11 protein-coding genes are annotated in these 11,616 nt (G+C 59.1%); 8 read left to right on the top strand and 3 right to left on the bottom strand.

The genetic code is table 11. The annotated features are described in order from the left end of the window. Positions 1-71 precede the first annotated feature (71 nt). Positions 72-2,249, top strand: coding sequence for a response regulator (locus SULPSESMR1_RS16305; protein WP_089421820.1), 2,178 nt, complete (start codon positions 72-74; stop codon positions 2,247-2,249). 6 nt (positions 2,250-2,255) lie between these two features. Here SULPSESMR1_RS16305 and yaaA read toward each other — a convergent pair whose 3' ends face one another. Beyond that, positions 2,256-3,029 carry a peroxide stress protein YaaA gene (gene yaaA, locus SULPSESMR1_RS16300; RefSeq protein ID WP_089421819.1) on the bottom strand — a complete coding sequence of 258 codons (774 nt, stop codon included), beginning with the start codon at positions 3,027-3,029 and terminating at the stop codon, positions 2,256-2,258. Between the two features lie 145 nt (positions 3,030-3,174). Between yaaA and SULPSESMR1_RS16295 the strand changes: the two genes are divergently transcribed. Then, the gene (locus SULPSESMR1_RS16295; RefSeq protein WP_089421818.1) at positions 3,175-3,786 is read left to right on the top strand and encodes a glutathione S-transferase family protein; all 612 of its coding nucleotides are present in this window, start codon (positions 3,175-3,177) and stop codon (positions 3,784-3,786) included. On the opposite strand, the gene recQ is transcribed toward SULPSESMR1_RS16295, so the two are convergent. Further along, entirely contained in the window at positions 3,783-5,825 is a 2,043-nt protein-coding gene (gene recQ / locus SULPSESMR1_RS16290; protein ID WP_089421817.1) for a DNA helicase RecQ, read from the bottom strand. The genes SULPSESMR1_RS16295 and recQ overlap by 4 nt on opposite strands. Positions 5,826-5,962: 137 nt before the next feature. Beyond that, positions 5,963-6,250, bottom strand: a complete 288-nt coding sequence (locus SULPSESMR1_RS16285) for a YggT family protein (RefSeq protein WP_089421816.1) — start codon at positions 6,248-6,250, stop codon at positions 5,963-5,965. 125 nt (positions 6,251-6,375) lie between these two features. Here SULPSESMR1_RS16285 and SULPSESMR1_RS16280 point away from each other — a divergent pair, with 125 nt between their 5' ends. The 6 genes from SULPSESMR1_RS16280 (at position 6,376) to arfB (ending at position 11,578) form a co-directional block, all read left to right on the top strand. Beyond that, the gene (locus SULPSESMR1_RS16280) at positions 6,376-6,933 is read left to right on the top strand and encodes an acyl-CoA thioesterase (protein WP_089421815.1); all 558 of its coding nucleotides are present in this window, start codon (positions 6,376-6,378) and stop codon (positions 6,931-6,933) included. 65 nt (positions 6,934-6,998) lie between these two features. Further along, positions 6,999-8,369 (top strand): MFS transporter, encoded by a 1,371-nt coding sequence (locus SULPSESMR1_RS16275; RefSeq protein WP_089421814.1) that lies wholly within the window; start codon positions 6,999-7,001, stop codon positions 8,367-8,369. Continuing rightward, positions 8,369-9,286, top strand: coding sequence for a penicillin-insensitive murein endopeptidase (mepA, locus tag SULPSESMR1_RS16270; protein ID WP_089421813.1), 918 nt, complete (start codon positions 8,369-8,371; stop codon positions 9,284-9,286). The genes SULPSESMR1_RS16275 and mepA overlap by 1 nt, the downstream gene beginning before the upstream one ends. Then, complete coding sequence (locus SULPSESMR1_RS16265) at positions 9,259-10,095, top strand: esterase-like activity of phytase family protein (protein WP_089421812.1); 837 nt, start codon at positions 9,259-9,261, stop codon at positions 10,093-10,095. The genes mepA and SULPSESMR1_RS16265 overlap by 28 nt, the downstream gene beginning before the upstream one ends. A 90-nt stretch (positions 10,096-10,185) precedes the next feature. Next, positions 10,186-10,797, top strand: a complete 612-nt coding sequence (locus SULPSESMR1_RS16260) for a queuosine precursor transporter (protein ID WP_089421811.1) — start codon at positions 10,186-10,188, stop codon at positions 10,795-10,797. A gap of 361 nt (positions 10,798-11,158) precedes the next feature. Further along, a complete protein-coding gene (gene arfB, locus SULPSESMR1_RS16255; RefSeq protein WP_089421810.1) occupies positions 11,159-11,578 on the top strand; it encodes an alternative ribosome rescue aminoacyl-tRNA hydrolase ArfB in 420 nt (139 codons plus the stop codon). The last annotated feature ends 38 nt before the right edge of the window (positions 11,579-11,616 follow it).

The following is an 11,616-nucleotide window of genomic DNA, read 5'->3' as shown; positions in this document are numbered from 1 at the left end:
AGCACCTCTTTACCCCGTTGCGCGAAACCTGTTGGCGAACGAAAACCGACTCGGATTTTAGCGGGGGCGCCATGTCGCTGGCCAACAAACTGGCGGAAGAACGGCGCGGGCGGCTGGCCGCCGAGCGGTTGCTTGAGCTCAAGCAATCCGAACTGGCTGCTGCCCGTCGCAAGCTGGACCGCCACGCGCAAACGCTCAGCGCCGAAATCAACGAGACCCGCGCCGAGGTGGCCACGGTGCGCGACGAAAACCTGCGCGTGAAATCCGACCTCAGCGTTGCCCACCACAAGGTTGAAGTGGCCGAACGGCGGCTGTGGCATTCGATCGAAACGGTGACCGACGGGTTTGCCTTTTTTGACGACACCAACCAGATGCTGGCAGCCAACCGCGCCTATCTGGCGATTTTTGAAGGCATGGAAATGATCCGCCCCGGTGTGAACTACATCACCATTCTACAGGTTCTGACGGACGAGGGTATTGTGAACACCGGTGATATGCCCCACGACGACTGGCGTGCGATGATGACCGACCGATGGATGGCACCCTATCCCGACCCAACAACCATCCGGCTTTGGAACGATCAATACGTCAAGCTGATTGACCGTCGTGGCCCCGGTGGCGATATCGTGTCGCTGGGTTTGAATATCACCGCCACCGTCGTCTACGAAGCGCGTCTGAAAGAAGCCCGCGCCGTTGCGGAATCGGCCAACCGTGCAAAATCGGCGTTTCTGGCAAACATGAGCCACGAGATACGCACACCGATGAACGGCGTCGTGGGCATGGCCGATCTGCTGACCGACACCGGATTGAACGAAGAACAGCGGCTTTATGTGGACACCATCCGCAACTCGGGCGAGGCGCTGCTGACCATCATCAACGACGTTCTCGACTATTCCAAGATCGAGGCGGAAAAGCTGACGCTGCATACGGAACCGTTTGATCTGGAGCGCTGTATTCACGAGGTTATCATGCTGTTGCACCACGCCGCGCGTGAAAAAGACGTGAACTTGCTGCTGGATTACGATCTGTTCCTGCCCACCCGCTTTGTCGGTGATCCGGGGCGAATCAGGCAGGTGCTGACCAATCTGATCGGCAACGCGGTCAAGTTCACTTCGGAGGGGCATGTGCTGGTGCGCGTTACGGGTGTACCTGCGGATCAGGGGCGTATCAGTCAGGTGAATATCGCCATCGAAGACACCGGTATCGGCATTCCCGAAGACAAGATCGAGCATATTTTTGGCGAGTTCAACCAGGTTGAAAACGACCGCAACCGCCAGTTTGACGGCACAGGGCTGGGTCTGGCCATTTCGAAACGGCTGGTGGCCCTGATGAAGGGCAAGGTCTGGGTGACCAGTGAAGAGGGCGTAGGCTCTTGTTTCGGTTTCTTGATGCCGCTGGAAACCGCCGAGCAAGAGGTGCCACGCCACCCCACCATCCCCAAAGGTGTGCGGCGGGTGATGGTGGTGGACGATGTGGCCGCCGACCGTCTGATCCTTCAACGACAGATGGAGATGCTGGGCCTGACCGTGGTGCCATGCGAGGATGGCGCTATAGCCTTGCAGGGGTTGAACAACACGATTGATCTGGTGGTGACCGATCACAACATGCCTGGAATGGACGGGCTGGAACTGGCGCAAGCGATCCGTGACGCGGGCTATCAGGTTCCGGTAGTCCTGCTAAGCACCAACCCCGGTTACGCCGACCGTGACCCCGCCCGCAAACATCTGCACGCGCTGATGCAAAAACCGGTGCCGCGCCGAGAATTGTTTGCCATGCTGGAATCTCTGGGGCCGATTGCGGGCCCAGACGAACCAGACGGCCCTGCTGGCGGGCTGCGGCATATGCGTGTGATGGCGGCAGAGGACAACAAGACCAACCAATTGGTGCTGCGTAAGATGCTGGCGCATATGGACATTGACCTGAGATTCGCCAGCAACGGAGAGGAAGCAGTAGTGCTTTACCAAAGTTTTGCGCCGGATCTGGTCTTTATGGACATCTCGATGCCCAAGTTGGACGGCAAGGACGCCACCCGTGCGATCCGCTTGCTGGAACAGGATACGGGCAAGGCTGTGCCTGTGGTTGCCTTGACCGCCCACGCGATGGACGGCGAAGAGGATGCGATCATGGCGGCTGGTCTCAATCACTATCTGACCAAACCCCTGCGCAAGGAGGCATTGGAAAAGCAAGTACTAGCAGCCTGCCCTGTCGGCGTGCAACCGCCCCTTGTCCCGCAGTCGCGGGCTGGGTGATCCACGTCAGGTTTCGGGGTAGGGCCGGACAAAAACCGGCGCATCCGGTTTGGACAGATCGGGCTGATATGCGTAGCCGCCACTGTTGAAATCGATCAACGCGTCGGGATCGGTCAGCCGGTTTTGCACCACGAACCGCGCCATTGCACCGCGGGCTTTTTTGGCGAAGAAACTGACAATCTTTGGTCCTTTGCCCTTGTCTTCCATAAACTGCGGCGTAATCACGCGCAATTTCAACGCCTTGGGTGCGACGGCACCAAAATATTCCTGACTGGCGCAGTTCACCAGAACATCGGTGTTCATCGCGTCAGCTTGTGCATTCAGCGCCTTGGACAGGTCGTCGCCCCAATAATCATAGAGGGTCTTGCCCCGTCGCGTTTTCAGGCGGCTGCCCATCTCCAGACGGTAGGGCTGGATCGCGTCGCGTGGACGCAGCAAACCGTAAAGACCGGACAGAATCCGCAGGTGGTTTTGTGCAAAATCCATCTCGTCCGCGTCCAGCGATGCCGCATCAAGACCCTGATAGGTATCGCCCGCAAAGGCCAGCGCGGCGGGGCGCAGGGCTTCCGCCTCGGGTTCGGCGGCAAAGACCTGAAACCGGTCACGGTTCAACCGTGCCAGGTCGTCCGAAAGGTGCATCAACGCCTTGAGATCGCCCAAAGTCAGATTGCGCGCGGTTTTAGCCAGCCGCACTGCGTCTTCCTGCATTGCGGGCGCTGTCATATCCATGTCACGGGCGGCCCAGTCCAGCCGCTTGGCAGGCGAAATCACAACCAACATCTGTTCGTCTCCTTTGGTTTGTACCTGACCTAGTCTGACAGGCCATGAAGGTCCAGACGACGACGCCCGCCATTAACATACTGTCAGGAATTGTCAGCACTGTGGGCTATTCCAAGGGCAATGAAACCGAACCGGAGGAATTATCATGCTCACGCTTTATCACGGTGCCAACACCCGCTCGTCCCGCATCATCCAGTTGCTGATCGAGATGGATGTCCTCGACAGGGTCGATGTCCGTACTGTCGGTCTGGTCCGTCAGGGCAACGTCGGCGCACCCGATCCAGCCAACCCGCATCCAGAAGGCAAAGTGCCGTTTCTGGACCATGACGGCACGCTGATCCGCGAAAGCAACGCAATCGTCCAGTATCTGACTGATCATTTTGCCAGCCCGATGGGTATGCAAATCGGTGACGCCCGCCGTGGCAGTTACCTCAGCTGGCTGGCGTATTACGGCAATGTGGTCGAGCCGGTGTTGATCGGTTTGGTGGCCGAAATCGACCATCCCGTGTTTCACATTACGTTCCGGGGACCGCAAGAAATCTACACACATCTGGGCGAGACACTGTCAGAACGACCCTTTTTGCTGGGCGATGATTTCACCGCTGCCGATCTGATTATGGTCTCGCCATTCCAGTTCATGCCGGATTTTGCGCCCGATATTCCACAGGTCAAAGAGTGGATTGATCGCTGCCTGGCGCGCCCGTCCGTAAAAGCGATGAAGGAATATGACGCCAACCTGATGGAAGCGGTGGGCTAGGCTCCGGACAACACTGCCAGAAACGCCGCTCCGAATCTTTCGGCGCGGCGTTCACCCAACAGACGTTCCAACGCCACCGCATCGGCACTGCGCATCTGCGCCACTTTTGCCAGTTGCGACGCCGAACAACTCAGCGGTTTGTCGGTGCCTCCGGACCCGCGCGCCAGTTGCGCCTGCGCGTCCATCAACTGGTCATAGACGGTTCCCGCCACGCGTCCCGCCAGCTTGCGGCGCGTTGGATGCACATCGTTCACGGCACCATTGATGACCTGCAAAAACGTGTCGCCATAGCGTTCAAGTTTCTTTGCGCCAACGCCGCTGATCCCTGCCATTGCATCCAGATTGGAAGGGCGGTTTTCTGCCATTTCGATCAATGTGCGGTCGGTAAAGATGACATAGGCAGGCACCCGCGCCGCCTCGGCCAGTGCGCGGCGCTGCGCCTTAAGCGCGCTCAGCAGTGGCGTGTCTTCTTCGGATACCATTTCCTTGACGGCTGGACGGCGATTTGTGCCCGCGCTGCGGATGCTGTCACGACGCAGGTTGATCGTGGCCTCGTCGCGCAGGATAGGCAGGGCTGCGTCGGTCATGCGCAGCGCTCCGTGGCGGGCCGGATCGGGGCGAATAAGATCGTGGCCCATCATCTGCCGGAACACCGCCTGCCACTGGCGTTTGTCGTATTCTGTTCCAACGCCGTAGGTCGGCAGGCTGTCGTGGCCGCGCTGTGTGATCTTGTCGGTGCGGTTGCCCAGCAAGATGTCGATCAGGTGGCCCGCGCCAAACCATTCGTCCGTGCGCAACATCGCAGACAGCGCCTTGCGCACGGCGGTGGTACCGTCGAACACCTCGGCGGGTTTGTCGCACAGATCGCAGTTGCCACAAGTCGCGTCGGTTTCTCCAAAATAGTTCAGCAGCGATTTGCGCCGGCAGTCCAGCGCTTCGGCCAAGCCCAGAAGCGCGTTCAACCGTCCGTGATCGGCTGTGCGGCGTTCGGGCGGGGCCAGACCCTCGTCGATCTGCGAGCGGCGCAGCTTGATGTCGTCCGGCCCGAACAGGGTTAGGGTTTCGGCAGGCGCACCATCGCGCCCTGCACGACCGATTTCCTGATAGTAGGCCTCGATGCTTTTGGGCAGGTCGGCGTGGGCCACCCAGCGAATGTCGGGCTTGTCGATGCCCATGCCAAAGGCGACGGTTGCCACAACAATCAGCCCGTCTTCTTGCTGGAAACGGCGTTCGGCGATGCGGCGGTCTTCGGCCTCCATGCCGCCATGGTAGTGGATCGCGCCATGCCCGGCCTCGCGCAACGCTTGGGCCAGCGTTTCGGTCTTGGCACGAGTGCCGCAATAGACGATGCCCGACTGCCCTTTGCGCGCGGCGGCAAAGTTCAGGATTTGCGCGCGCGGCCCGTCCTTGGCGGCAAAGGCCAGATGGATGTTAGGCCGGTCAAACCCACGCAGAAAGGCACGCGGCGGCTGTCCATCGAACAGCTTTTGCACAATCTCGGCTTGGGTTTCGATGTCGGCGGTAGCGGTGAAAGCCGCCAGCGGCACGTTCAACGTGCGGCGCAACTCGCCAATGCGCAGGTAATCGGGGCGGAAATCATGACCCCACTGGCTGACGCAATGGGCCTCGTCTACGGCAATCATCGACACACCGATGCGGCGCAACATGCCCATCGCCGACCCTGCAGCCAATCGCTCGGGTGCCATATAAAGCAGCTTCAGCTCGCCGCGCTCCAACGCCTCCCATACGGCGTCGGTTTCTTCGGGTGTGTTGCCGGATGTCAGCGCCCCGGCAGAGACGCCCGCCTCTTGCAGCGCGCGCACCTGGTCGCGCATCAACGCGATCAGCGGTGAAATCACCACCGTCACGCCCTCACGCATCAACGCGGGCAGTTGGAAACACAAGGATTTGCCGCCGCCGGTCGGCATGATAGCCAAGACGTTTTCGCCCTCGGCCACGGCATGCACGATCTCTTCTTGCCCCGGGCGGAAGGCGTCAAAGCCGAATACGTCGGACAAAAGCGTGGCAGCGCCTGTCATATGGAAACCTTGATGTGAATTGTCTGCTCTTTTGATGCAGAGTCACACACTAAGAATCCGTGAACAAGGTCTGCTGCCTCTCTGGCTCAAAAAAAGACCGCAGGAGCGCTGGGAACAGCGCCCCCAAAGACCGCATTTTAATAAAACACAGCGGCGTTGTTCATCAGCACGATGCGCAGAACAGCCACCAACACCAGCAAAACCAGTGGTGCCAGATCCAGCCCGCCCATCGGAGGCAGAACTTGGCGGATGCGGCTATAGATCGGCTCTAGCAGACGGTTCAGACCGTACCAGATTTGGGCGACAATTGGTTGGCGCTGGTTAAGCACCTGAAAGTTGATAAGCCAACTCATTATCACGTGGGCGATAACGAAAAACCACACGATATTAAGCAGCAGCATCAGGATTTGGAACAGCGATTGCATCGGTCTCACCTCTTTGGTTGCACTCCAACTAGTCATGCCTTGGCAAAAGGGCAAGTCTGCCGCGAGGTGATGGTTGACAGCGTTGCCGCACTGCACTGAACAGGGCCGAAAAAGGAGCCAAACGCATGTTCCCGTTCATCCGCCTGTTCAAAGAGATCATGATCGCCCGCCGTCTGCCGCCCTTGGCCGGTTTTGGCGACATTCACACCAGCCACCACATCTGCTGGCCGTGGGATATCGATATGTTCGGCGAACTGAACAACGGGCGCACGTTGACGCTATATGATCTGGGACGTCTGGCAATGGCGCAGCGGGGCGGGTTGGTGTCGGTTCTGTTCAAGAACAAGTGGGCGCTGACGATGGCAGGCGCTTCGGTGCGGTATCGTCGCCGGATTACCATGTTCGAACGGTTTACCATGAAATCGCGGCTGGTGTGCTGGGACCAGCGGTTCATGTATCTGGAACAGTCCATGTGGAAGACCAATGGCGAATGCGCCAGCCATGTGCTGTATCGCTCTGCCTTATTGGAGAACGGCCGCGCCATCAACCCCGCCCGCGCCGCCGAAGCGTTGGGACAAAACCCGATCAGCCCGCCGGTTCCCGACTGGATTACGGCATGGATAAAAGCCGAAGGCACCCGCCCGTGGCCGCCCATGCAGGACGCGATTTTACCGCCTGCGTAAACCTTTCCTTGCCTCTGGTGGTCGCCCCTGTTTCTAATCACGCCAGCAATAGCACTGGGGCGAACATGGCGGACGTATCATTGAGTAAACGCATCTGGGGCTGGTATTTTTTCGACTGGGCCAGCCAGCCATACAATACGCTGATGCTGACCTTTATTTTTGGCCCCTATTTTGCCCAAACCGCGGCGGCGCAACTGATGGCCGACGGCATGGCCGAGACCGCCGCCAAAGCGCAGGCGCAGGCGTTGTGGGGCTATGGGTTGACCGTGGCGGGCGTGTCGATTGCCATTCTGGCGCCCATTCTGGGCGGCATTGCAGACAGTTCAGGCCGCCGGATGCCGTGGATATGGCTGTTTTCAGCGTTTTATTTCATCGGCGCCTACGCCCTCTGGTGGACAGCTCCGCAGGACTTTTCGGTGATCTGGGCACTGTTCTTCTTTGGCATCGGGCTGGTCGGGATGGAGTTCGCAACGATCTTTACCAACAGCTATCTACCGTCGCTTGGCCCCAAAGACGAGTTGGGTAAAATCTCGGGGTCGGGCTGGGGCTTTGGGTATGCGGGCGGGGTTCTGGCCTTGCTGCTGATGCTGGCGCTGTTTCAGGCCGGAGAGTCAGGTCGTACAATGGCCGGGTTTGAACCGCTGTTCGGTTTGGACCCCGCGACCAAGGCCGACACGCGCGTCGTAGGGCCGTTCAGCGCGATCTGGTTTGCGGTTTTCATGATCCCCTTCTTTTTGTGGGTCAAGGAAACACCCCCCGACGCGCCACGCCTGAGATATAAGTTCGGCAACGGGCTGAAAGAATTGAAACAAACTCTGGTGAACCTGCCAGGCAATCCCAGTCTTCTGGCCTATCTGGGGTCGTCGATGTTCTACCGCGACGCGTTGAACGGGATGTATACCTTTGGCGGCATCTATGCGCTGGGTGTGCTGAACTGGAGCATCACAGAAGTGGGCATTTTTGGCATTATCGCGGCAGCCAGCGGAGCGTTGTTCTGTTGGCTGGGGGGCTATGCCGACCGTGCGTTGGGGCCAAAGCCGCTGATTATCCTGTGCTGCCTTATCCTGATGGGCACCGCCATTCTGATTGTGTCGCTGTCACCGACATCGGCCTTTGGCATCCAGTTGGCCGAAGGATCGAGCCTGCCTGACATCCTGTTTTATGTCGCCGGTATGCTGATCGGCGCGGCTGGTGGCGTGTTGCAAAGCGCCAGCCGCAACATGCTGACCCGTCAAGGCAATTCCGAACGGATGACCGAAGCCTTTGGTCTTTATGCACTGTCGGGCAAGGCCACGACCTTTCTTGCCCCCGCCCTGATCGCTGTTGCCTCGCAAATCAGCGGAAGCCAGCGCTTTGGCGTATCGCCGCTGATCGTACTCTTTGCAATCGGGTTGATCATGTTAATCTGGGTGAAACCGGATGGAGAGGTCGAGTAATGTTTTTGCGTCGTTTTTGTATAGCCGCCCTGATGGTTGTGACCGCTGCCTGCAGCGGCCAGTCTGATACCAATATTGATGGCACGCCGTTACCCGATATCGACCCCGCCACATTGCAAGGGTCGGCCAAGGCTGTCTTTGGTGCCCAAAGAATCGGATCGCAGCAGACACCTGCACCATATGGCAGCTATTCCAAGGGCTGCGCAGCCGGCTCCGAACAGTTGGCCGAAACCGGACCAACATGGCAAGCTATGCGCCTGTCACGCAACCGCAACTGGGGGCACCCCGAACTGGTCGATTTCGTCGAAAATCTCAGCCGCAAGGCCGCACAGCAACCGGGGTGGAACGGCATCTATGTCGGCGACATGAGCCAGCCGCGCGGCGGGCCGATGCTGACCGGCCACGCCAGCCACCAGATCGGGTTGGATGCCGACATCTGGATGCTGCCTGCGGCGAACCTGAACCTCAGCGTGGCCGAGCGCGAGAATATCTCGTCGGTTTCCACGCGCCGCTCGAAAGGAGCGTATACCAACGGATCATGGACCCGCGCGCATCACGAAATCATCAAGGCCGCCGCCCAGGACAAACGTACCGCGCGGATCTTTGTGTTTCCCGGTGCCAAGGTGCAGATGTGCAAGGATGAAAAAGGCGACCGGTCATGGCTGCGCAAGGTGCGTCCGTGGTATGGTCACCACTATCACTTTCATGTCCGTCTGGCCTGTCCCAAGGGTGCGCGCGGCTGCATCGATCAGGCGGCACCGCCCCCCGGCGACGGCTGTGACGATGCGCAGCAGTGGGTCAACAACATCCTGAACCCGCCGCCGCCAGATCCCAACGCACCCAAGCCGAAACCGCGCCGCGAATACAAAGTTGCCGATCTGCCCCAACAATGCTCTGGCGTTCTGCACTCGCGCTGATCTGCGCGGCAGCCTGCGTACAAGCTGAACCGACACTGACACTGGATGGCGTGATAACGCTGCCGCGTCTGTCGGAGGGGTTTGGCGGGCTGTCGGCGATCGAAATGTCTGATGGCGGTGTCGAAGCACTGGTGCTGTCAGATCGCGGTGGTCTGTACCACCTGACGCTGGACCGGTCGGGCGAAGCGGTCGAGGTGATCAGTGCTGTCCACGATGATCGCGCTGCCAAATTGGGCGACACCGAGGGGCTGGCCGTGGATGCGAACGGCACCTTGCATCTGTCGATGGAGGGACAGTCAGGGATCGCCATCGAGCAGCCCGACGGCAGCTTGGTCCGGCATCCGGGACATCCGGATTTCAAGGGTCTGGTCGAAAACAGGGCGCTGGAGGCGTTGGCGATTGCGGCAGATGGAACGCTTGTGACAGTGCCGGAAGTCTCTGCCAGCAATACAGCACCTTTTCCGGTCTACCAATACAAAGACGGGACATGGTCAAAGGGACCATTCATTCCTCGCAAAGACACCTTTCTGGCCACAGGTGCCGATTTCGGACCCGATGGGCTGTTCTATCTGCTGGAACGCAGCCTGTCCTTGCGGGGGTTTGCCACCCGCATCCGCCGGTTCGATCTGTCGGCACCAGACCTGACCGAGACCACGCTGCTGATCACCGATCCCGGCACCTATGGCAACCTTGAAGGGTTGAGTGTCTGGCACGATGCGCAGGGTATTACCCATCTGACGTTGGTAGCTGATGACAACTTTTACCCGTTCTTCAGCAACCAGATCGTCGAATTCACCCTTACGGAATAGCTTGCACGGCTGCGCACTTGGGCCTATGGACCGCCCGTCTGCCATGATGGTGGGCCAAGTCGCCGCACCCTTGTAAAAACGGAACACATCATGAATCGCGCACATATCCCCGGCATTATCGCCATGGCCGCCATCGTCGTGGCCTCCAATATTCTTGTCCAATTCCTGTTCGGCCAATGGCTGACTTGGGGGGCATTCACCTATCCGCTAGCCTTTCTGGTCACCGACATCATGAACCGCGTCTATGGCGCCCCCGCCGCACGCAAGGTCGTGCTGGCCGGTTTTGTCGTGGGCGTAATCTGTAGCCTGATCGGCACCCAGATCATGGGCGAATTCGGTCCGCTGGTCACCGTGCGCATCGCCATCGGGTCGGGCATTGCATTCCTGACCGCACAGCTGCTGGACGTTGCGATTTTTTCGGCATTGCGCGGTGGCGCTTGGTGGCGTGCGCCACTGGCATCGACATTGGTCAGCAGCAGCGTCGATACGATCCTTTTCTTCTCGATTGCCTTTGCCGGATCGCTGGCGTTTATCCATCCTGAAACGGATGTCGCGTGGGCATCCGAAGCACTTCCGTTGCTGGGCTTTGGCCCAGTCGCACCGCTTTGGGTATCTTTGGCGATTGCAGACTGGTCGGTGAAATTATTGCTGGCTTTGTTGGCACTTATCCCGTTTCGGGCCATTACCCGTCGCCTAGTATAAAAAAATGTTTTGACAATTTGAACATACGTGCCAACCTTCAAGTATCTGAAACAATTGAAAGGAGGTGCTCTAGTGTCCAGAAAGGTATTGGAGAGAGGTGTCGGAACAGCTTGGAGGAACGCCCGGTAAGGCAGTCCTTGGCGATGTGATCCACCATGTGGACCATTTGGTCTAACCGACCCCGCCTCCTGAAACTTTCGAAGGGCCGCTGGCAAACGCCAAGCGGCCCTTTTTAACATCCGGCTCGGGCAGTCACAGCTTTGGCGCGCGGATAGCGCCAGGCGCAAACGCCGGTCACTGGCAGGGTTTTACGGGGCAATCACCCCTTCCCGCCGGATCGTTCCGATGCGATAACGGGGCCATGCTGCGTATCAATGACACCATCGCCATCGAAGATTGGGAACTGTCCGAGAACTTCGTGCGGTCCTCAGGGCCCGGTGGGCAGAATGTGAACAAGGTTTCCTCGGCGGTCGAACTGCGGTTCGAGGCTGCGCGCAGCCCCAGTTTACCCGATCCGGTGAAAACAAGGCTGAAACGATTGGCCGGACGACGCTGGACGACCGAAGGCGCATTGATCATCCAGTGCGAAGAGACGCGCAGTCAGGCCCGCAACCGCGACATTGCCCGCGAACGGCTGGTCGATTTAATCAAGGCGGCACTGGTCAGGCCCAAACGTCGCATCGCCACACGGCCCACGCTGGGATCGAAAAAGCGGCGGCTCAAAGAGAAAAAAGTACGCGGCGAGGTCAAGGCGCTGCGTGGACGGGTTGATCCAGACTAGCGGCGCTGGTCATCGTTGCCAAGGTACGCTTAGGTGAT

This window comes from Pseudosulfitobacter pseudonitzschiae (assembly GCF_002222635.1).
Taxonomy (GTDB): domain Bacteria; phylum Pseudomonadota; class Alphaproteobacteria; order Rhodobacterales; family Rhodobacteraceae; genus Pseudosulfitobacter; species Pseudosulfitobacter pseudonitzschiae_A.
Note: the sequence above shows the minus strand (reverse complement) of the source record. Positions and strands in the feature narration are given on the sequence as shown.

What these genes read in the sequence shown, in the direction of transcription:
- SULPSESMR1_RS16295 (WP_089421818.1), top strand. Translation starts at nt 3,175, where the DNA reads ATGCTCACGCTTTATCACGGTGCCAACACCCGCTCGTCCCGCATCATC.
- SULPSESMR1_RS16275 (WP_089421814.1), top strand. Translation starts at nt 6,999, where the DNA reads ATGGCGGACGTATCATTGAGTAAACGCATCTGGGGCTGGTATTTTTTC.
- SULPSESMR1_RS16285 (WP_089421816.1), bottom strand. Translation starts at nt 6,250, where the DNA reads ATGCAATCGCTGTTCCAAATCCTGATGCTGCTGCTTAATATCGTGTGG.
- SULPSESMR1_RS16265 (WP_089421812.1), top strand. Translation starts at nt 9,259, where the DNA reads ATGCTCTGGCGTTCTGCACTCGCGCTGATCTGCGCGGCAGCCTGCGTA.
- SULPSESMR1_RS16260 (WP_089421811.1), top strand. Translation starts at nt 10,186, where the DNA reads ATGAATCGCGCACATATCCCCGGCATTATCGCCATGGCCGCCATCGTC.
- SULPSESMR1_RS16280 (WP_089421815.1), top strand. Translation starts at nt 6,376, where the DNA reads ATGTTCCCGTTCATCCGCCTGTTCAAAGAGATCATGATCGCCCGCCGT.
- SULPSESMR1_RS16305 (WP_089421820.1), top strand. Translation starts at nt 72, where the DNA reads ATGTCGCTGGCCAACAAACTGGCGGAAGAACGGCGCGGGCGGCTGGCC.
- mepA (WP_089421813.1), top strand. Translation starts at nt 8,369, where the DNA reads ATGTTTTTGCGTCGTTTTTGTATAGCCGCCCTGATGGTTGTGACCGCT.
- yaaA (WP_089421819.1), bottom strand. Translation starts at nt 3,029, where the DNA reads ATGTTGGTTGTGATTTCGCCTGCCAAGCGGCTGGACTGGGCCGCCCGT.
- recQ (WP_089421817.1), bottom strand. Translation starts at nt 5,825, where the DNA reads ATGACAGGCGCTGCCACGCTTTTGTCCGACGTATTCGGCTTTGACGCC.
- arfB (WP_089421810.1), top strand. Translation starts at nt 11,159, where the DNA reads ATGCTGCGTATCAATGACACCATCGCCATCGAAGATTGGGAACTGTCC.